Origin of the sequence: Roseovarius salis (genome assembly GCF_044472985.1) — a bacterium.
In the GTDB taxonomy this organism is placed as follows: Bacteria; Pseudomonadota; Alphaproteobacteria; order Rhodobacterales; family Rhodobacteraceae; genus Roseovarius; species Roseovarius salis.
The window spans coordinates 24,824-44,034 of sequence record NZ_JBISDG010000032.1; the positions used below are offsets into that span (position 1 = coordinate 24,824).

A 19,211-nucleotide genomic window follows, 5' to 3' on the forward strand; every position below is an offset into this window, starting at 1 on the left:
ATGGCACGGGTCGCGTTCAGGAGGCTCTACCTCAAGAAGCGTTTCCCGCTGGCGATCAGCCGCGGGGTGATCGAGGGGGCGGAAAACCTCTTTGTCAGCGTCACCGCGGGCGGGCTGACAGGCTGGGGCGAGGTGGCCCCTGGCCCGAGCGAGGGGGCCGCCAGCCCGGCCGAGGCCGAGGCGATGCTGCGCGATTTCTGCGCGGGCGGGATCGAGGCCGATGCGATCCATGACGCGTGGGGCCGTGCCCGCGCCGCGGGGGTCGCACCCTGCGCGCTGGCCGGTCTCGACATGGCGCTGTGGGATCTCAAGGCCAAGCAGGCAGGCATGCCGCTGCACCGCCTGCTTGGGCTGGCGCGGCGGGGCGTGCCCACCTCGCTTACGGTTGGCATCAATCCCCCCGAGGTGGTGCGCGAGCGCGTCCCGCTGCTGCTGGCGCAAGGGGCGCGGGCGCTCAAGATCAAGCTGGGCAGCCCCGGGGGCATCGAGGCCGACAAGGCGATGTATGCCGCCGTTCTGGAGGCGACGGGCGAGGCCGACGTCGTGCTGCGCGTCGACGCCAACGGGGGTTGGTCGCTTGACGATGCCCGGCACATGATGCGCTGGCTGGCCGACCGGCGGGCGGAGTATGTCGAGCAGCCGCTGGTGGAGGGCGCCGAGGACCAGTTGCCGCACCTGTTCCGGGACAGGCCCCTGCCGATCTTCGTCGACGAGAGCTGCCGGCTGTCGGGCGACATTCCGGGTTTCGCAGACCGGGTGGACGGCGTGAACCTCAAGCTTATGAAATGTGGCGGCATAACCGAGGCGCTGCGCATCGTGGCCACCGCCCGGGCCCACGGGCTGGGCACGATGATCGGATGCATGGGCGAAAGCGCCGTCTCGATCGCCGCGGGCGCCTCCATCGGGGCGTTGTTCGACTACATCGACCTTGATTCCCATCTCAACCTGGACCCGGACCCGGCCGATGGCGCGCCGCTGGTGGCGGGCGTCACCCTGCCGGAGAACCGGCCCGGACACGGAGGGCAGCTGCGCGATGCTTGAACCAACACAGAAGATCGCGATCTACGCCGAGGCGACGATGGGCCTCATCAACGCCAAGATGGCCGAGGGGATCATCCGCTACGGCGAGAATCCGGTCGTGGCGGTCATCGACAGCCACGCCGCCGGCCGGCGCGTGGGCGAGTTGTGCCGCATGGACAGCGACGTGCCGATCGTGGCCACGCTGGACGAGGCCATCGCCAAGGGCGCAGAGGTGCTGGTGCTGGGAACGGCGCCGTCGGGCGGGCGTGTGCCGCCGGAATGGATGTCGGTGCTGTGGCACGCGGTGGGCGAGGGCTTGTCCATCGTCAACGGCCTGCACGACCCGCTCGACGAGATCCTCGGCGGTGACCTGAAGCCGGGGCAGTGGATATGGGACATCCGCACGCCGGTTGGCGATCCGCCCCCTATTGCCACCGCGCGCGCAGCGTCGCTGGACAACACACGCGTGCTGATGGTGGGCACCGACATGGCGGTGGGCAAGATGACCGCCGGGCTGGAGCTGTGGCGCGCGCTGCGGGGGCAGGGCGCCGACGCGGCCTTTCTGGCCACGGGCCAGATCGGGATTTCCATCACCGGCGGGGGCATTCCGCTGGATGCCTTCCGCGTGGACCACGCCAGCGGCGCGGTGGAGCGGATGGTGATGGAGGCCGGTCACCACGACGTGCTGATCGTCGAGGGGCAGGGCTCGCTTTTGCATCCGGGCAGCACCGCGACCCTGCCGCTCATGCGCGGCAGCTGTGCAAACGCCATGATCCTTTGCCACCGCGCGCGGATGGAGAAGCTGGACACCGACGGCGACATCCCGGTGCCCCCGCTGCGGGACGTGATCGCGCTCAACGAGGCCGTGGCCGGCGCCGCCGGTGCGCTGACCCCGGCGCGGGTGGTGGGCATCGCGCTCAACACCCGCGATCTCGACGCGGCGGAAGCGCGGGACGAGGTGGCGCGGACGGCCGAGGAGACCGGGCTGCCGGTGGCCGACATGGTACGCTTCGGCGCCGCGCCGCTGGCCGAGGCGGTGCTGGCGGCGCGCGCCTGAGCCACGGGGGCGCCCATCAGCTCTCGCGGGCTTCTTCGCGTTGCGTGTCCGGGCGGGCAAGGCGCATCTGGTCAAGTCCCGCCGCGCCTTGCTAAGACAATGGCATGACACGCTTGCTTCGCACCCGCTGGCTCGTTGTCGCGCTGTTCCTGGTCGGGGTGGCCGCGTGCGCCGCGGGTATCTGGCGGTACGGCTACGTCCAGGCGCTGGCGCAGCTGGACAAACAGGGCCGGGCCGACCTCGCGCTTGCGGCCGACCGTTTCACCGGCGAGCTGCGGCGCTTCCGTGAACTGGCCGTGTTCATGGCCGATCACCCCGCCTTCGATGCACTTGAAACCGATGCGCAGGTCGCCCGCGCTCACCGCGTCCTGCAGGAGGCGGCCGACAAGAGCGGCGCGCTGTCGCTTCTGTACGTCGATGCCGGAGGAGAGGTTCGCGCGCGCGTGGGCGCGGTGTCGCTGGAGCCTCGGGGCAGCCGGTATTTCCGCCGCGCGATGCAGGGGGCGCTTGGCACGTTCTTCGGCCGTCTGGGGCCGGGCGGCCGCCGCGTCTATGCCTTTGCCGCCCCGGCCTTCGCGCAGGATGGGGACGTCCGTGGCAGCGTCGTCGCCCTTGTGGATGTCGCCGAGCTCGAATGGGACTGGATCGGTGGCCAGCCCCCCGTTTTCTTCACCGACCGGGAGGGGCGTATCTTTCTGTCGAACCGCGCCGAGTTGCTGGGCTGGGTCCAGCGCGAGCCGGGCGCGGCGCTGGCCCCGCGGGATGGCCCGGCCCCCGAATTCCGGTCGCTGCAGCGTGGCGGGCACGAGATCTGGGCGATGGACTGGGGGGATTATCTGCCGCGCACGGCGCTGCACCTCGCCCGGCCCGAGCCCGTGATCGGCATGACCGGCCACGCGCTGATGGACACATGGCCGGCGCGGCGCATCGCCTGGCTGCAAACGCTGGTGTTCACCGTGATCTGTCTGGCCTTCGGCGTCGTCCTGCTGCAACTGGCCGAGCGGCGGCGCACGCTTGCCCGCGCGAACGCCCAGCTGGAAACGCGGGTCGCCGCACGCACCGCGGAGCTTTCGGCGGCCAACACTGCCCTGCGCCGCGAGGTGGCCGAACGGCAGGAGGCCGAGGCGGCGCTCAAGCGGGCGCAGGACGACCTCGTGCAGGCGGGCAAGCTGTCCGCGCTCGGCCAGATGAGCGCCGGGATCAGCCACGAGCTCAACCAGCCCCTGATGGCCATCCAGCAGTTCGCCGACAACGGCGCCGCCTTTCTCGCAAAGGGCCGCGCCGACGCGGCGGGCGAGAATTTCACGCGGATTTCCGAACTGGCCGGGCGGGCGGCCCGGATCATCCGCAACCTGCGTGCCTTCGCCCGCAACGAGAACGAGCCGATGGGCAAGGTGGACCTTGTGCAGGTGATCGAAACCGCCATGGAACTGACGCAGTCGCGCCTGCTCAAGGACGGCGTGACACTGGACTGGCAGCCGCCCGGCGCCCCCGTTCACGCGCTCGGCGGCGAGGTTCGGCTGGGGCAGGTTTTCGTCAATCTCATCAACAACGCTGCCGATGCGATGGCGGGACGGGCCGACAAATGCATCGCCATCCGGCTCGATACCGGCCCGCCGCTCTCCGTGACGGTGCGCGACACCGGGCCCGGCATCAGCGACCCCGATCGCATGTTCGAGCCTTTCTACTCGACCAAGGAGACCGGCGAGGACGGGATGGGGCTGGGCCTGTCGATTTCCTACGGGCTCGTGCAGAGCTTCGGCGGCAGGATCCGCGGTGCCAACGCGCCCGGCGGCGGCGCCGTCATGACGGTCGAACTGGAACCCTGGGCCGAGGAGGCGGCGGCATGAGCGTGGACGTTCTCGTCGTGGATGACGACCCCGCGGTGCGCGAGGCACTCGTGCAGTCGCTGGAGCTTGCCGATCTTGTGGCGCAGCCGGCCGGCTCCTTCATAGAGGCCAAGGACCATATCGCCACCGGGTTCTCCGGCGTTGTGCTGTCCGACATCAGGATGCCGGGGCGGGACGGGTTTCACCTGCTTGCCTACACCACCGAGGTGGACCCGGAGCTGCCGGTCATCCTGCTCACCGGCGAGGGCGACATACCCATGGCGGTGGAGGCGATGGGCCAGGGCGCGTTCGACTTCCTCGAGAAGCCCTGCGCGCCGGACGACCTCGTGCCGGTTCTCCAGCGGGCGCTCTCGACCCGCCGGCTGGTGCTGGAAAACCGCCGGCTCAAGGCGCAGTTGGAAACCGGCGACCCGGCGGCGCGGATGCTGTTTGGCACCTCGCAGCCGGCCGAGGACCTGCGCGCGCGGGTGCGCACCGTGGCGCGCATGGGGGCCGAGGTGCTGGTGACCGGCCCGCCCGGTGCCGGCGTTTCCAAGGTGGCCGAGGTGATCCACTTGATGTCACCCGCCGCCGCTGGCCCTTTTGTCAAGCGTCACGCGGCCGGTATGGACGCCACGGCCCTCGCAGGTGCGTTCCGGGCCGGGGCGGGCGGCAGTCTCTTCCTGGAGGATTTCGGCGCGCTGCCGGACGTGACGCAATATGCGCTTCTGGAGTGGCTGGAACACGGACCCGATGCCCGCCTGATCGCCGGCAGCACCGCCGACCTTGCCGCCGAGGTCGCGGCCGGCAGCATCAATGCCGAGCTTTATTATCGGCTCGACGTGACACCGGTGCGTATCCCGGCGCTGTCGGAACGGCCCGAGGACATCCCCGTTCTTTTCAGCCATTACGTTGCGCAGGCGGCCGAACAGGCCGGGCTGCCCGTCCCCGAGGTGACCACCGATCACATGTCACGCCTGATGGCGCAGGACTGGCCGGGAAACGCGCGCTCGCTGATGTCGGCGGCGATGCGCTTCGTTCTGGGCATGCCCGAGGAGACGGCCGAGACTTGTGAACTCGGGCTTGCCGATCAGATGGCGCGGGTGGAGCGTTCGCTGCTGATCGCGGCGCTGTCGCGGCAGAACGGCCGCGCCTCGGAGGCCGCCCGAACACTGAAGCTGCCGCGCAAGACTTTCTATGACAAGCTGGCGCGCTACGGGATTCGGCCGGAGGATTACCGCCGCTGAGGCTGTGCGGATTCCCGCACAGCCGTTGCGCGGCAACGTGCGGTTTTTCGCACAGAACGGCCCCGGTAACCGGCGCCCTGTCAAGGCGTGGTAGTGAAAATATAACAAAAACAAGTTTCTGGATCTGGTCAGCCAGCGCGTGCAATCAGCCCTTGAGCCACCGCGCGGCATGGCGGAGTGTCCCGGCACCGCGCCGAACGGCGCTGAGTGAAATGTCTCGAGAATGGGAGGAGACCAATGAAATTCCTGACTGCTGCTGCAACCGCGCTGGCGCTGAGCGTATCGGCCACCGCCGTGTCCGCGGCCTGCGACGACGGCGAGATCGTCGTCAAGTTCAGCCACGTCACCAATACCGACAAGCACCCCAAGGGAATCGCCGCCGAGCTGCTCAAGGAGCGCGTGAACGCCGAGATGGACGGCGACATGTGCATGGAGGTATTCCCCAACTCCACGCTGTACAACGACAACAAGGTGCTCGAGGCGCTGCTTCAGGGCGATGTGCAGCTGGCCGCGCCCAGCCTGTCCAAGTTCGAGAAGTTCACCAAGAAGTTCCGCCTTTTCGACCTTCCGTTCATGTTCAAGGACATCAACGCCGTGGACGCGTTCCAGGCGTCCGAGAACGGGCAGGCGCTGCTCGACTCCATGCAGCGCCGGGGGCTTCAGGGGCTGGCCTACTGGCACAACGGCATGAAGCAGATGTCGGCCAACGTGCCGCTGGTCGAGCCCGAGGATGCCGAGGGGCTGAAGTTCCGCGTGCAGCAGTCCGACGTGTTGGTGGCGCAGTTCGAGCAACTGGGCGCCAACCCGCAGAAGATGGCCTTCTCCGAGGTCTACGGCGCGCTGCAGCAGGGCGTTGTCGACGGGCAGGAAAACACCTGGTCCAACATCTACGGCAAGAAGTTCTTCGAGGTGCAGGACGGCGTGACCGAGACCAATCACGGCATCATCGACTACCTTGTCGTGACCGGCGTCGACTGGCTCGACAGTCTTGAACCGGATGTGCGCGAGCAGTTCCTGACCATCCTTGGCGAGGTGACCGAGACCCGCAACAAGAAGTCCTACGAGGTCAACCAGGAGGCCAAGCAGGCGATCATGGACGCCGGCGGCACCGTGCGCCAGCTGACGCCCGAACAGCGCGCCGACTGGGTCGAAGCGATGAAGCCCGTCTGGGACCAGTTCACCGACGATGTCGGGCAGGAAAACATCGACGCCGCGCAGGACATCAACGCCAGCATGTAACCGCGCAGGGTGCGCATTGACGGCGCACCGTCCGGGCGGGCCCCGCGCACGGGCCCGCCCGTTTCGCAAGAAAGCTTGCGGGAGGAGGGGGAGATATGAAACCGGGCCAGACCATGACCGACCGGTTCGAGGAGACGGTGATCGCCCTGCTCCTCGGGCTGATGACGCTCGTGACGTTCGCCAATGTCGTTGCGCGCTACGTGTTCAATTCCAACATTCTCTGGGCGCTCGAGGCGACCGTGTTCATGTTCGCATGGCTGGTTCTTCTGGGCGCCTCTTACGCCGTCAAGAAGCACAGCCACTTGGGCGTGGACGCGATCATCAACATCGTCTCGCAACCCGTGCGCCGCGCCATGGCGCTGTTCTCGGTCGCCTGCTGCCTCGTCTTTTCCCTGCTGCTGCTCAAGGGGGCGTGGGATTACTGGGCCGTCTTCGCGGAACTGCCGCCCACCACCGGGCGCTGGTTCCCCACGGGGCTGGATTTCGACGCCCGCGGGCAGGGCTGGTACGAGGTCGAGAGCGTGCCAATGCCCGAGATCCTGCGATTCCTCGAGGGCTGGATCAACTACGGCGAAGAATACGAGAAGATGCCGAGGGTGATCCCCTACCTCGTTCTGCCGCTGTCCATGCTGCTGCTGACGCTGCGTTTCGCGCAGGCAGCGGTGCAGATCTGGCGCGGCGAGGTCGACCGGCTGGTTGCCAGCCACGAGGTCGAGGAGGAAATGGACGAAGTCCGCGCGCAGCAGGGGGAGCATGACTGATGGAAGTTGTTCTGCTTTTCGTCATGGTCATCGGCCTGCTGCTCGTCGGCGTGCCGATCGCCGTTTCCCTCGGCCTCAGCTCGACCCTTTTCCTGCTGTGGTTCTCGCAATCCTCGCTCGCCTCAATCGCGCAGACCCTGTTCGAGGCGTTCCAGGGGCATTTCACGCTCCTGGCCATACCGTTCTTCATTCTCGCCTCCAGCTTCATGACCACCGGCGGCGTGGCGCAGCGGATCATCCGTTTTTCCATCGCCTGCGTGGGGCACCTGCATGGCGGGCTGGCCATCGCGGGCGTTTTTGCCTGCATGCTCTTCGCGGCCCTCTCGGGCAGCTCGCCCGCCACGGTGGTGGCCATCGGCACCATCGTCATCGCTGGGATGCGGCAGGTGGGTTACACCCGCGACTTCGCCGCCGGCGTCATCGCCAATGCCGGCACGCTGGGCATCCTGATCCCTCCCTCGATCGTCATGGTGGTCTATGCCGCCGCCGTCGAGGTGTCGGTCGGGCGCATGTTCCTTGCCGGCGTGATCCCCGGCCTTCTGGCTGGCGTCATGCTGATGACGGCGATCTACGTCATCGCCCGGCTCCGGGGCATGCCCAAGGGCGAGTGGAAGGGCTGGTGCGAGATCTGGGCCTCGGGCCGCGACGCGGCGTGGGGGCTGTTCCTGATCGTCATCATCCTCGGCGGCATCTACGGCGGTATCTTCACCCCGACTGAGGCCGCGGCGGTGGCCGCCGTCTATGCCTTCTTCATCGCCAGCTTCGTCTACAAGGACATGGGGCCGCTGGCCGTGGGCACCGAGCGCGGCGGCAACATGAGCTTGCTGAAGAAACCGCAGGCGCTGATCACCGCGTTCTTCCATCCCGACACGCGGCACACGCTGTTCGAGGCGGGCAAGCTGACGGTGACGCTGCTTTTCGTCATCGCCAACGCGCTCATCCTCAAGCACGTGCTGACCGACGAGCAGATCCCCCAGCAGATCGCCGGCGCCATGCTGGAGGCGGGGCTGGGGCCGGTGATGTTCCTCGTGGTGGTGAACATCATCCTGCTGATCGGTGGCCAGTTCATGGAGCCTTCGGGCCTGCTGGTCATCGTCGCGCCGCTGGTGTTTCCCATCGCCATCGAGCTGGGGATCGACCCGATCCATCTCGGCATCATCATGGTGGTGAACATGGAGATCGGGATGATCACGCCGCCGGTGGGGCTCAACCTGTTCGTCACCTCCGGCGTGGCGGGGATGCCGATGATGCACGTGGTCCGTGCCGCGCTGCCCTTCCTCGCGGTGCTGTTCGTGTTCCTCATCATGGTGACGTACATCCCGTGGATATCCACGGTGCTGCCCAACACCTTCATGGGGCCCGAGATCATAACCCAGTAGGGACGGGCGCACACCGCGCCATGGACAAGTTCCGCCGCCCGGCCGATAGTCGGCCGGGCAACGAGCGGAGCATGACCGATGGAATGGAACGCAGAGGCCGAGCCGGGCACCCCCTACTGGTGGGACGTGCTGGAGGACGACCATGGCGAGGATGCGCCGCCGCCCGACTGCGACGTGCTGGTGGTCGGCGCGGGCTATGCCGGCCTTTCGGCGGCCATCGCCGCGCATGACGGCGGGGCGCGCGTGGCCGTGGTGGACAAGGATGCCCCCGGCCGGGGCGCTTCAACCCGCAACGGCGGCATGTTCGGCGCGCATCCCAGGCTGGGCTGGGACGATCTCGCCGCACGCTTCGGGGCGAGTGTGGCCGACGGTCTGTTCGCCGAGGCGGGTCCGGCGCTGGACTGGGCGAAGGCGCTCATCTCGCGAGAGGAGATCGAGTGCGATCTTCAGGAAACCGGGCGCATCCAGCTCGCCTGGACGCGGGCGCATTTCGAGGGACAGCGGAGCATGGCCCGCCGCGTGGCGGAAAAAAGCGACGTGGAGGCCCGGATCGTGGAGCGCGCCGATCTGGGGCAGGAGATCGAGACGGGCCGATATTTCGGCGGGCTGCTCTTTCCTGGCCATTGCGGCCTGCATCCGGCGAAATACCACCAGGGCCTGCTGCGCGCGGCGCGGCGCCGCGGCATTCCCGTCTGCGGGCAGGCCGAGGTGACGGCGCTGGAACGGACCGGCCCGCGTTTTCTTGCACGCACGCGGAAGGGGGACGTGCGCGCCGACAAGGTGATCCTGTGCACCAATGGCTACACCACCGCGAATTTCCGTTGGCATGTCGCGCGGGTGTTCCCGTTGCCGTCCTACCTTATCGCGACCGAGGAGCTGCCTGCGAACCTGATCGGTCATCTCGCGCCGGGACGGCGGATGATGGTCGAGACGCGGGCGCGCCACAGCTATTTCCGTATCTCGCCTGACGGCAGGCGTGTGCTGTGGGGCGGGCGCGCGTCTATGCGCGCCCTGCCGGTGCGCGAGGCCGCCCGCCGCCTGCGCGACACGATGGTGGGGGTCTGGCCGGAACTTGCCGATGCCCGGATCAGCCACGCATGGTGGGGCAACACCGGCTTCACCTTCAATCAAATGCCGCATGTGGGCGAGGATCGCGGGCTTCACTATGCCTTGGGTTTCTCCGGTTCGGGCACGGTGATGGCGCCCTATCTGGGGGCCAAGGCAGCCTACCGCGCCCTTGGCGACGCGCGTGGCGCCACCGCCTATGCCGATACCCATCCGCGCCGTCACATCCTGCACCCGACGCCAACGCCTCATTTTCTCAAGATTGCGGATCTCTGGTACCGGCAGGTGGTGGACCGGGCGGAGAATGCCCGCGCACGCTGAGCGCCCGTGGAGCCGGCGGGAAACCGGCGCCGCTGCTACTGTCCCGCGCGGATATCGCGGGAATCCAGCACGGGCGAGGCGTCGATGTCGGCGGCGTTCAGCATCGCCGCCACCCGTTCAAGAGAGGCCACGATCATCGACTGTTCCCAGTCCTCCAGCGCCTCGAATTTCTTCACGAATTGCTGCTGCAGGGGATCGGGCGCGTTGTCGACCGTGGCGCGGCCCTGCTCGGTCAGGGTGATGTTTGTCTGGCGCCGGTCGGTGCGGGATTTTTCCCGCGTCACCATCCCCTTGCGGACCAGCTTGTCCACCAGTGCCGTCACCGTCGCCTGGCTTACGAGCATGCGCTGAGAAATCTCGGTGGCCGTACAGTGGCCCCGTTCGGCGATCAGCTGGAGGGCGCGGAACTGGACCGCCGTCAGCCCGGCCGACTGGGCCAGGTCGCGGGCATAGCTGTCGGTCGCGCGCAGGATCCTGCGCAGGGCGATCAGGCAGGTGTCGATCCGTTCCATGGAAGTCTCCGCGACGTTTTTTGTTAACTTTTGCATAATAGTTGCATCGCGGCAATCTGATAAAAATTTCAAAAAACGAAGGAAAGGTCGCGTGTTTGTTGGTCGAATAGCGATATTAAAGCGTCCAATTGCGACATATGGACCGGATTTACTTTGCATCTTGAAGTTTGTGCGCAGTTGAATTACTTTAGCTTTCGAAACAACGAGGAGACAGCCCACGTTATGCGACACACGCTCGAACTGATCGACGAAGCGACCCCATCCCTGCGAAAGCCCGTCCCGGAGGACGGCGCCGACATCTGGGCGCTCATCAGGGCGTGCAAGCCGCTCGACGAGAACTCGATGTACTGCAACCTCATCCAGTGCGACCATTTCCGCGACACCTGCGTTCTTGCGCAGCTCGGCGGCAAGCCGGCGGGCTGGGTCTCGGCCTATGTCATGCCGAACGATCCCGAGACGCTGTTCGTCTGGCAGGTGGCCGTCTCGGAGGAGGCGCGCGGCACCGGGCTCGGCGCGCTGATGCTCAAGCATCTGCTCGGGCGCGAAGAGTGCGCCGGCGTCACCCGCATACAAACGACCATCACCCGGTCCAACTCCGCCTCCTGGGCGCTTTTCAAGAAGTTTGCCAAGCACCAGCAGGCCGGGTTTTCCGCGCAGGCCTATTTCGGTGAAGCCCTGCATTTCCGCGGACATCATGACACCGAATACATGGTCACGATCGACCTCGCGGCGGAGATGAAGCAGGCGGCCTGACGACCGGCCGCGCCCTCCGCCCCCCAACCTCAGCAACCCAAGGAACATACCATGCCGACTGACACGTCAGCCGACAAATCCGTTTTCGACCGCCGCGAGTCGGAGGTCCGTAGCTATTGCCGCGGCATCGACCGCGTGTTCACCCGCGCCAAGGGCTCGGAGATGACCGACGCCAAGGGGCGCAGCTACATCGACTTCCTCGCCGGCTGCTCGTCGCTCAACTACGGGCACAACGACCCCGACATGAAGGAAGCGCTGGTGGAGCATATCGCCGGCGACGGCGTGGCTCACGGGCTCGACCTGCACACCAACGTCAAGGCCGAGTTCCTCGAGGCGTTCGAGCGCAACATTCTCGAGCCCCGTGACATGGACCACCGCGTGATGTTCATCGGCCCGACCGGCGCCAATGCCGTCGAGGCGGCGATGAAGGTGGCGCGCAAGGTCACGGGCCGCGAGAACATCATCGCCTTCACCAACGGCTTTCACGGCGTCACGCTGGGCGCGCTGGCCGCGACCGCGAACTCGTATCACCGCGGCGGCGCGGGCACGACGCTCGACGGCGTGACGCGCATGCCCTTCGACGGCTACATGGGCAACCGCTTCGACACCGCGGACCTGCTCGACGCGATGCTGAGCGACAAGTCCGGCGGCATCGACGCCCCGGCGGCAATCCTGCTGGAAACCGTGCAGGGCGAGGGCGGTCTGAACGCCGCCAGCCCCGAATGGATCCGCCGCGTTGCCGAGCTTGCGAAAAAGCACGGTGCGCTGCTCATCGTCGACGACATCCAGGCGGGGTGCGGCCGCGCCGGCACGTTCTTTTCCTTCGAGGAGATGGGCGTGACCCCCGACATCGTCACCATGGCGAAATCGGTTTCGGGCTATGGCCTGCCGATGGCGCTGGTGCTGGTGCGCCCCGAATACGACATCTTCGGCCCGGCCGAGCACAACGGCACCTTCCGCGGCAACACGCATGCCTTCGTGACCGCGCGCGTCGCGATCGAGAAGTTCTGGTCCGACGACCGCTTCCAGAAGGATATTGCGGCCAAGGGCGAGATGCTTACCCGCGCCCTGCAGGACGTGGCCGAACTGATCCCCGGCGCACGTCTCAAGGGCCGCGGCATGATGCAGGGCGTCGACGTGGGCTCGGGCGAATTGGCCGAGGAGATCTGTGCGCGCGCTTTCGAGAAGGGTCTCATCATCGAGACGTCCGGCCCCGAAGACGAGGTCGTGAAGGTGCTGGCGCCGCTGACCACCCCCGAGGCGACGTTCCGCAAGGGGCTCAACATCCTGCTGGATTCCGCCCGCGACGTGACCGCGTCCACCAAGATGGCAGCGGAGTGATCCCATGATCGTGCGCGACTTCAACGAGATCGTCGAGAACGAAAAGGATCGCGTGGTCAGCGATGCCCAGTGGTCATCGGTCAGGATGCTCCTGGCCGGTGACGGGATGGGCTTTTCCTTCCACGTCACTTTTCTCAACGCGGGTTCGGAGCACACCTTCGAGTACAAGAACCATTTCGAGAGCGTTTATTGCATGTCCGGCAAGGGCTCGATCACGGATCTCGCCACCGGCGAGACGCACGAGATCCGGCCCGGCGTGATGTACGCTCTGGACCAGCACGACCGCCATACCCTGCGCGCGGAGGAAGAGCTGGTCATGGCCTGCGTCTTCAACCCGCCCGTCACGGGCAAGGAAGTACACCAGGAGGACGGGTCCTACGCGCTGGCCGACAGCTGACGGGACCGCCCCGGAAAGGCGATTCAGATGAACTTTCCCAACCACACCGTCGAGAAGATCGGCGGCACATCCATGAGCCGCGTGGACGAGCTGCTCGGCACGCTGCTGATCGGCGGCCGCGAGGGCGCGGACCTCTACCACCGCATCTTCGTGGTCTCGGCCTTCGGCGGCATCACCGACCTCTTGCTGGAGCACAAGAAATCCGGCCGGCCCGGGGTCTACGGGCTGTTCGCGAACGACGACGATGATCACGGATGGCTCGACGCGCTGTCCGAGGTCTCCGAGGCGATGTGCGCCGCGCACCGCGAGGTGCTGGACCATCCCGGCGACCTGACGATGGCCGACGAGTTCGTGCGCGAGCGCATCGAGGGCGCGCGATCGTGCCTGTTCGACCTGCAGAGGCTGTGCTCTTTCGGGCATTTCCGGCTGTCCAGCCACATGCTGGTGATCCGCGAGCTGCTGTCGGGTCTGGGCGAGGCGCATTCCGCCTTCGTCACCGCCATGCTGCTGCAGCGTAACGGCGTGAACGCGCGCTTCGTCGATCTCAGCGGCTGGCGCGACGAGGCCGAGTACACGCTGGAGGAGCGGATAAAATCGGGGCTGTCGGACATCGACCTGGCCACCGAACTGCCCATCGTCACGGGCTATGCCCAGTGCAGCGAGGGGCTGATGCGCGAATATGACCGCGGCTATTCCGAGGTGACGTTCTCCAACATCGCGGCGCTGACCGGCGCCGTTGAGGCGATCATCCACAAGGAATTCCACCTGTCCTCGGCCGATCCCGGGCTGGTGGGCGTCGACAACGCGCGCAAGCTGGGCCACACCAACTACGACGTGGCCGACCAGCTGGCCAACATGGGGATGGAGGCGATCCACCCCAACGCCGCCAAGATCCTGCGCCGGGCGGGCGTGCCCCTGCGGGTGACCAACGCGTTCGAACCGGGTGATCCCGGCACGCGCATTGACGAGGCGCCGGCCGACACCCCCGGTGTCGAAATCGTCACCGGCCTTGGCGTGGTGGCCCTTGAGCTTTTCGAACCCGATATGGTGGGCGTCAAGGGCTACGACGCGACGGCGCTCGAGGCCCTCAAGCGGCACAATGTCTGGATCGTTTCCAAGACGTCCAACGCCAACACGATCACGCACTACGTCAAGGCATCGCTCAAGACCGCGCGGCGGGTGATCCGCGAGATCGAGCAGGTCTATCCGCAGGCCGAGGTCACGGCGCGCTCTGTCGCGCTGGTCGCGGTGATCGGGCGCGACCTGACCGGGCAGCGCGTGCTCGGCCGCGGTCTTCAGGCGCTGCACGAGGGCGAGATCGAGGTTGTTGCCGCGCAACAGACGCCGCGCAACGTGGACGCCCAGTTCGTCGTGCCGCGGGATGCCGGCGACGCCGCGGTGAAATGCCTGCACGAGGCCTTCGTGTCAGCCCGCGAGAACAAGCCCGTGGCGCGCGCTGCCTGAGCCCGGGCGGCTCATCGATATCAAAAGGCGCCGGTCCGGCTGGGCCGGCGCCTGCCGTTCCGGAGGGGCTGTCGCAATTGCGGCTTGCGCTCCGGGCGCACGACGGGTTTACCGGTGGCCAAGGCCGGTCACCGGCCTGCTCAGGCGAGGCGTACGGGAAAGATGCGATGAAGGCGATCTGGCAGAACTACATCGACGGGGCGTGGACGGATGGCGGCGCGGGCCGGGCGGAAATCATCAACCCCGGCACCGGCGCGGCACTGGCCGAACAGGAAATGGCCGACGCGGCCGATGTCGCCCGGGCGGTCGAGGCCGCGCGACGCGCGCATGACAGCGGCGTGCTGACCGCCATGCGCCCGGTGGAGCGCGGGCGGATGGTCCAGGCGATGGGCCGCTACCTGCTGGAGAACGTCGATGATGTCGCACGGACGCTGACGCTGGAACAGGGCAAGCCGCTCTGGGAGGCGCGCGGCGAGATCGCGGGTGCCGCCCGCTACTTCGAGTATTACGGCAACCAGGCCGAGACGCTGGAGGGCCGTTCCATCCCGCTCGGCGCGGGGTATTTCGATTTCACCCATCACGAGCCCTACGGCGTTTCCGCCCAGATCATTCCGTGGAACTTCCCCGTGGAGATTGCCGCGCGATCGATTGCTGCGGGGCTGGCCACAGGCAATGCCTGCGTCGTCAAGACGTCCGAGATGACGCCGCTTTCCAGCGCGGTGTTCGCCCACGCGGCCGAGGCCGCCGGCCTGCCCGCAGGCGCGGTCAACATCCTTTGCGGGTGGGGGCACGAGGCCGGCGCCGCGCTTGCCGGGCATCCGGGCGTCAACCAGGTGGTGTTCACCGGCTCGGTCGCGACCGGCCGTGCCATCGCCGGTGCGGCGGCGCAGAACATCGTGCCGTGCGTGCTGGAGCTGGGGGGCAAATCGGCGGCCATCGTGCATGACGACGCCGATCTCGACGCCTTCGAGACCGACATCCGCCGCGGCATTTTCGTTAATGCGGGGCAGGTCTGTTCCGCGATGAGCCGGGTGCTCGTGCATGAAAGCCGCCATGACGAGGTGATCGAGCGCGCCACGGGCGTGGCCAGATCGCTGTCGGTCGGCCCCGGCATCGAGCGCACCGAGCCGGGCCCGACCATGGGCGCCATGGCCAGCGAGGCGCAGCGCGACCGCGCCGCGGCCATGATCACCCGCGCCGAGGAACAGGGCGCCCGCGTGGTCACCGGCGGGCGCAAGATGAACATCCCCGGCGCGTTCCTCGAACCCACCGTGATGGCCGGGGTCACCCCCGACATGGAGATCGCGCAGGAAGAGGTGTTCGGCCCCGTGCTGTCGGTCATCCCCTTCCGCGACGAGGCAGAGGCCGTCGAGATCGCCAACGGCACCCAGTACGGTCTGGTGGGCGGCGTGTTTACCCGGGATATCGACCGCGCCACCCGCGCCGCCGGGCTCATGCGCGCCGGTCAGATCTTCGTCAACGAATGGTTCGCGGGCGGGGTGGAAACCCCCTTCGGCGGCTACGGCAAGTCGGGATATGGCCGCGAGAAGGGGCGCGAGGCGCTGATGAACTACGTCCAGACCAAGAATGTCGCGATCCGTATCCGCTGACGGGAGGGGACATGGCAGATTACACGCTTTACTACTGGCCGCTGCCCTTCCGCGGGCAATTCGTCCGCGCCGTGCTGGCCCATGCCGGGGCGAGCTGGGACGAACCGGCCATGGACGATGTCATCGAGATGAAGGACCGTCCCGTCGCGGACCAGCCGGTGCCGTTCATGGCGCCGCCCATGCTGGTCGATCACGACGCCGGGGTGAGCATCGCGCAGCTGCCCGCCGTCCTTGCCTATCTGGGTGGGAAATTCGCGCTGATGCCTGACGATCCGGGCAAGGCTGCGCTCACCCACAAGGTCGTGTCCGACGCCAATGACGTGCTGGACGAGATCACGCGTTTCGGCGGCCGGTCCATGTGGACGCCCGGCGAATGGGACACCTTCGCCGGGGAGCGGCTGCCGCGCTGGATGGACATTTTCGAGGCCACCGGCCGGGCGCACGGTCTGACCCCGCAGGGCGGATACCTGCTGGGCAGCGATGCGCCGGGGCTGGCCGATCTGGTGACCTCGACGCTCTGGGTCACCATCGCGCAGAAGCTGCCGGGGCTGGACCGGATGCTGGAGGACCGGGCGCCGGCCACCGCCGCGCTGGCCCGTCGCATTGCCGACCTGCCGGCGCTCGCGGCCATGCGCGACGATACCGACACCCGGTTCGGCCATGCATGGTGCGGCGGGCTGATCGAGGCGTCGATCCGCGAGATGCTGGATGACCGTTGAGGCCCGCCAGCCTGCCACCTTGTGCGAAGTGATGGAACCCGGGCCGTGCATCGGTTGCGGCCCGCGTCGCGTGCCCGGCGCTTGCGCCCGGTCCCCCGAATAGTGTTCACTCGGGCAAATCCGGGCCCCCGGATGCGACAGTCACGAAGACACAGCGATGACCAAAACAGCAGCTGACGCCGGCAGACGCGATCCCGCCAGGATTTCCAGGAAGGCCTATCGCCGGGCGATGCACGATCTTCAGGTCGAACTCGTCAAGCTGCAGGAATGGGTCCGGCGCGAGGGGGCGCAAATCCTTGTCATTTTCGAGGGGCGCGACGCCGCGGGCAAGGGCGGCACGATAAAGCGGCTGACCGAACCGCTCAGCCCGCGGGTGGCGCGGGTCGTGGCCCTGCCCAAGCCCACGCGGCGCGAGAAGGGGCAGTGGTATTTCCAGCGTTACGTGGAGCAACTGCCCGCCTCGGGCGAGATCGCGATCTTCGACCGGTCATGGTACAACCGTGCCGGGGTGGAGCGTGTCATGGGCTTCTGCACCGAGGAGGAATACTGGGAATTCTTCACCTCGGCCTGCGATCTGGAGCGGATGCTCGTCCGGTCGGGTATGATCGTGTTCAAGTACTGGTTCTCGATCAGCGACGAGGAACAGGAACGGCGCTTTCGCGACCGCGTCAACGACCCGCTCAAGCGGTGGAAGCTGTCGCCGATGGACCTGGAATCGCGCGAGCGGTGGGTGGAATATTCCCGCGCCAAGGACGAGATGATGCGCCACACCGACATCCCCGAGGCGCCGTGGCACGTCGTGGACGCCGACGTGAAACGGCATGCGCGGCTGAACTGCATCGCGCATTTCCTTGACAACGTGCCGTATCACGATGTGCTGCCGGAGCCGCCGGAGCTTGGCCCGCGTCCGGCCCCGCCCGATCACGACCGGCCGCCGTTCCGGTCGCAGAACTTCATACCGGAACCCTACACACCCCGCGGCGACTGACGTCCCGCGCAAGCAGCGAGGAAAATGATGGCGGACCCGTTCGACGAGAACCTTTTCCTGAAGGGGCTGGAGCAGCGCAAGGCGACGCTCGGTGCCGACTACGTGGAAAAGAACCTCGCCGCAGCCGACGATTTCACCCGCCCATTCCAGGAGGCGATGACCGCCTGGTGCTGGGGCTTCGGCTGGGGTGACGACGTCATCGACGCCAAGACGCGGTCGATGATGAACCTTGCCATGATCGGCGCCCTGGGCAAGATGCATGAATGGGAAATCCACTGCCGCGGCGCACTCAACAATGGCGTCGGCAAGGAAGAGATCCGCGCCATCATCCATGTCGTCGCGATATATTGCGGCGTGCCCCAGGGGCTGGAATGCTTTCGCGTGGCCCGCAAGGTGCTGGAGGAGCGCGGGCTCTGACGCCGCATCGCGTGCCACGTTCCGCGGCCGGGCCAGCGGCCCGAGGTTGCGGCAATGCGCGTTTGCTGCGACCTTGCGCGGAAAAGAAGAGGACCCCATGAGCAAGCCCTGCATCGTCTGCGTGGCGATCACCGGCTCCGTGCCGCAGAAATCCGACAACCCGGCAGTGCCGATCACCGTGGAGGAGCAGATCGAGTCGACGCACGAGGCGTTCGAGGCCGGGGCGACCATTGCCCATTGCCATGTCCGGCGCGACGACGGTGCGCCCTGTTCCGATCCCGAGCGTTTCGCCCGGCTGAAAGAGGGAATCGAGACGCATTGTCCCGGCATGATCGTGCAGTTTTCCACCGGCGGACGCGCCGGCGCAGGCCGCGAGCGGGGCGGAATGCTGCCTCTGCGCCCCGACATGGCCTCGCTCTCGGTGGGGTCGAACAACTTTCCCACCCGCGTCTACGAAAATCCCCCGGACCTGGTTGACTGGCTGGCCCGGCAGATGCAGGCGCACGAGATCGTGCCCGAGATAGAGGCCTTCGATCTCAGCCACATCCTGCAGGCGATCCGCCGGCACGCGGCCGGCGGGCTGCACGGACCGCTTTACGTGCAGTTCGTGATGGGGGTGCGCAACGCGATGCCCGTGGACCGGGATGTATTTGACTTTTATGTGAAAACCATGGCCGAGCGGGCCCCGGGCGCGAACTGGTGCGCGGCCGGGATCGGGGCCGGGCAGCTGACGGTCAACGAGTGGGCCATTGCGGCGGGCGGGCACACCCGTACCGGGCTGGAGGACAATATCCGCCTCGACCGCAACACTCTGGCCCCCTCCAATGCGGCCCTTGTGAATCGGGTGGTCGCCCTTTGCGAACGCTACGGCCGCCCCGTCGCCACCCCGTCGCAGGCGCGTGCCCTGCTCGGGCTGAGGTCGGCGGCATGACCGGGCCGGCCGGCTGGCTTGAGGCCGCGTGCGGCGATCCCGACACGCGCGACCGGCTGGGCGAGGCCAGCCAGATCGAGGACATGCTGCGGGTCGAGGCCGCCTATGCGCGCGCGCTCGGCGCGGCGGGGCAGGTGCCCGCGGCTCTGGCAGAGGCCGCC

18 protein-coding genes are annotated in these 19,211 nt (G+C 67.3%); 17 read left to right on the forward strand and 1 reads right to left on the reverse strand.

Annotated elements, in window-relative coordinates; all coding sequences use genetic code 11:
• The 8 genes from ACH13J_RS13370 to ACH13J_RS13405 all read left to right on the forward strand — a co-directional run bounded on the left by ACH13J_RS13370 (window position 1) and on the right by ACH13J_RS13405 (window position 9,918).
• Window positions 1–1,041 carry an enolase C-terminal domain-like protein gene (locus ACH13J_RS13370; protein WP_397543840.1) on the forward strand — a complete coding sequence of 347 codons (1,041 nt, stop codon included), beginning with the start codon at window positions 1–3 and terminating at the stop codon, window positions 1,039–1,041.
• Complete coding sequence (locus ACH13J_RS13375) at window positions 1,034–2,077, forward strand: DUF1611 domain-containing protein (RefSeq protein ID WP_397543841.1); 1,044 nt, start codon at window positions 1,034–1,036, stop codon at window positions 2,075–2,077. Before ACH13J_RS13370 ends, ACH13J_RS13375 begins: the two co-directional genes overlap by 8 nt.
• Window positions 2,078–2,181: 104 nt before the next feature.
• Entirely contained in the window at window positions 2,182–3,927 is a 1,746-nt protein-coding gene (locus tag ACH13J_RS13380; RefSeq protein ID WP_397543842.1) for an ATP-binding protein, read from the forward strand.
• Window positions 3,924–5,153, forward strand: coding sequence for a response regulator (locus ACH13J_RS13385; protein WP_397543843.1), 1,230 nt, complete (start codon window positions 3,924–3,926; stop codon window positions 5,151–5,153). The genes ACH13J_RS13380 and ACH13J_RS13385 overlap by 4 nt, the downstream gene beginning before the upstream one ends.
• A 237-nt stretch (window positions 5,154–5,390) precedes the next feature.
• Complete coding sequence (locus ACH13J_RS13390; RefSeq protein WP_397543844.1) at window positions 5,391–6,392, forward strand: DctP family TRAP transporter solute-binding subunit; 1,002 nt, start codon at window positions 5,391–5,393, stop codon at window positions 6,390–6,392.
• Window positions 6,393–6,487: 95 nt separating this feature from the next.
• Window positions 6,488–7,153, forward strand: coding sequence for a TRAP transporter small permease subunit (locus ACH13J_RS13395; RefSeq protein WP_397543845.1), 666 nt, complete (start codon window positions 6,488–6,490; stop codon window positions 7,151–7,153).
• Window positions 7,153–8,532, forward strand: a complete 1,380-nt coding sequence (locus ACH13J_RS13400) for a TRAP transporter large permease subunit (RefSeq protein WP_397543846.1) — start codon at window positions 7,153–7,155, stop codon at window positions 8,530–8,532. The genes ACH13J_RS13395 and ACH13J_RS13400 overlap by 1 nt, the downstream gene beginning before the upstream one ends.
• Before the next feature lie 78 nt (window positions 8,533–8,610).
• Window positions 8,611–9,918 (forward strand): FAD-dependent oxidoreductase, encoded by a 1,308-nt coding sequence (locus ACH13J_RS13405; protein WP_397543847.1) that lies wholly within the window; start codon window positions 8,611–8,613, stop codon window positions 9,916–9,918.
• A 35-nt stretch (window positions 9,919–9,953) separates the two neighbouring features.
• Here the strand turns inward: ACH13J_RS13405 and ACH13J_RS13410 are convergent, their stop codons facing one another.
• Window positions 9,954–10,430 carry a MarR family transcriptional regulator gene (locus ACH13J_RS13410; protein WP_397543848.1) on the reverse strand — a complete coding sequence of 159 codons (477 nt, stop codon included), beginning with the start codon at window positions 10,428–10,430 and terminating at the stop codon, window positions 9,954–9,956.
• A gap of 222 nt (window positions 10,431–10,652) precedes the next feature.
• On the opposite strand from ACH13J_RS13410, the gene ectA reads away from it, so the two are divergent.
• From ectA to ACH13J_RS13455, 9 genes are all read left to right on the forward strand, one after another.
• Complete coding sequence (ectA, locus tag ACH13J_RS13415; protein ID WP_397543849.1) at window positions 10,653–11,183, forward strand: diaminobutyrate acetyltransferase; 531 nt, start codon at window positions 10,653–10,655, stop codon at window positions 11,181–11,183.
• Between the two features lie 51 nt (window positions 11,184–11,234).
• Entirely contained in the window at window positions 11,235–12,524 is a 1,290-nt protein-coding gene (gene ectB / locus ACH13J_RS13420; RefSeq protein ID WP_397543850.1) for a diaminobutyrate--2-oxoglutarate transaminase, read from the forward strand.
• 4 nt (window positions 12,525–12,528) lie between these two features.
• Window positions 12,529–12,921 carry an ectoine synthase gene (locus tag ACH13J_RS13425; RefSeq protein ID WP_397543851.1) on the forward strand — a complete coding sequence of 131 codons (393 nt, stop codon included), beginning with the start codon at window positions 12,529–12,531 and terminating at the stop codon, window positions 12,919–12,921.
• A 27-nt stretch (window positions 12,922–12,948) separates the two neighbouring features.
• Window positions 12,949–14,385 carry an aspartate kinase gene (locus tag ACH13J_RS13430; RefSeq protein ID WP_397543852.1) on the forward strand — a complete coding sequence of 479 codons (1,437 nt, stop codon included), beginning with the start codon at window positions 12,949–12,951 and terminating at the stop codon, window positions 14,383–14,385.
• 167 nt (window positions 14,386–14,552) lie between these two features.
• Complete coding sequence (locus tag ACH13J_RS13435; RefSeq protein WP_397543853.1) at window positions 14,553–15,995, forward strand: aldehyde dehydrogenase family protein; 1,443 nt, start codon at window positions 14,553–14,555, stop codon at window positions 15,993–15,995.
• A gap of 11 nt (window positions 15,996–16,006) precedes the next feature.
• Window positions 16,007–16,714: a glutathione S-transferase gene (locus ACH13J_RS13440; protein ID WP_397543854.1), complete on the forward strand. Its 708-nt coding sequence runs from the start codon at window positions 16,007–16,009 to the stop codon at window positions 16,712–16,714.
• Between the two features lie 157 nt (window positions 16,715–16,871).
• Entirely contained in the window at window positions 16,872–17,702 is an 831-nt protein-coding gene (gene ppk2, locus ACH13J_RS13445) for a polyphosphate kinase 2 (RefSeq protein WP_397543855.1), read from the forward strand.
• 27 nt (window positions 17,703–17,729) lie between these two features.
• The gene (locus ACH13J_RS13450) at window positions 17,730–18,119 is read left to right on the forward strand and encodes a carboxymuconolactone decarboxylase family protein (protein WP_397543857.1); all 390 of its coding nucleotides are present in this window, start codon (window positions 17,730–17,732) and stop codon (window positions 18,117–18,119) included.
• 97 nt (window positions 18,120–18,216) lie between these two features.
• Complete coding sequence (locus ACH13J_RS13455) at window positions 18,217–19,050, forward strand: 3-keto-5-aminohexanoate cleavage protein (protein WP_397543856.1); 834 nt, start codon at window positions 18,217–18,219, stop codon at window positions 19,048–19,050.
• The last annotated feature ends 161 nt before the right edge of the window (window positions 19,051–19,211 follow it).

Excerpts from the sequence above, each read along its gene's own strand:
- ACH13J_RS13370 (WP_397543840.1), top strand. The coding sequence starts at position 1 with ATGGCACGGGTCGCGTTCAGGAGGCTCTACCTCAAGAAGCGTTTCCCG.
- ACH13J_RS13375 (WP_397543841.1), top strand. The coding sequence starts at position 1,034 with ATGCTTGAACCAACACAGAAGATCGCGATCTACGCCGAGGCGACGATG.
- ACH13J_RS13380 (WP_397543842.1), top strand. The coding sequence starts at position 2,182 with ATGACACGCTTGCTTCGCACCCGCTGGCTCGTTGTCGCGCTGTTCCTG.
- ACH13J_RS13385 (WP_397543843.1), top strand. The coding sequence starts at position 3,924 with ATGAGCGTGGACGTTCTCGTCGTGGATGACGACCCCGCGGTGCGCGAG.
- ACH13J_RS13390 (WP_397543844.1), top strand. The coding sequence starts at position 5,391 with ATGAAATTCCTGACTGCTGCTGCAACCGCGCTGGCGCTGAGCGTATCG.
- ACH13J_RS13395 (WP_397543845.1), top strand. The coding sequence starts at position 6,488 with ATGAAACCGGGCCAGACCATGACCGACCGGTTCGAGGAGACGGTGATC.
- ACH13J_RS13400 (WP_397543846.1), top strand. The coding sequence starts at position 7,153 with ATGGAAGTTGTTCTGCTTTTCGTCATGGTCATCGGCCTGCTGCTCGTC.
- ACH13J_RS13405 (WP_397543847.1), top strand. The coding sequence starts at position 8,611 with ATGGAATGGAACGCAGAGGCCGAGCCGGGCACCCCCTACTGGTGGGAC.
- ACH13J_RS13410 (WP_397543848.1), bottom strand. The coding sequence starts at position 10,430 with ATGGAACGGATCGACACCTGCCTGATCGCCCTGCGCAGGATCCTGCGC.
- ectA (WP_397543849.1), top strand. The coding sequence starts at position 10,653 with ATGCGACACACGCTCGAACTGATCGACGAAGCGACCCCATCCCTGCGA.
- ectB (WP_397543850.1), top strand. The coding sequence starts at position 11,235 with ATGCCGACTGACACGTCAGCCGACAAATCCGTTTTCGACCGCCGCGAG.
- ACH13J_RS13425 (WP_397543851.1), top strand. The coding sequence starts at position 12,529 with ATGATCGTGCGCGACTTCAACGAGATCGTCGAGAACGAAAAGGATCGC.
- ACH13J_RS13430 (WP_397543852.1), top strand. The coding sequence starts at position 12,949 with ATGAACTTTCCCAACCACACCGTCGAGAAGATCGGCGGCACATCCATG.
- ACH13J_RS13435 (WP_397543853.1), top strand. The coding sequence starts at position 14,553 with ATGAAGGCGATCTGGCAGAACTACATCGACGGGGCGTGGACGGATGGC.
- ACH13J_RS13440 (WP_397543854.1), top strand. The coding sequence starts at position 16,007 with ATGGCAGATTACACGCTTTACTACTGGCCGCTGCCCTTCCGCGGGCAA.
- ppk2 (WP_397543855.1), top strand. The coding sequence starts at position 16,872 with ATGACCAAAACAGCAGCTGACGCCGGCAGACGCGATCCCGCCAGGATT.
- ACH13J_RS13450 (WP_397543857.1), top strand. The coding sequence starts at position 17,730 with ATGGCGGACCCGTTCGACGAGAACCTTTTCCTGAAGGGGCTGGAGCAG.
- ACH13J_RS13455 (WP_397543856.1), top strand. The coding sequence starts at position 18,217 with ATGAGCAAGCCCTGCATCGTCTGCGTGGCGATCACCGGCTCCGTGCCG.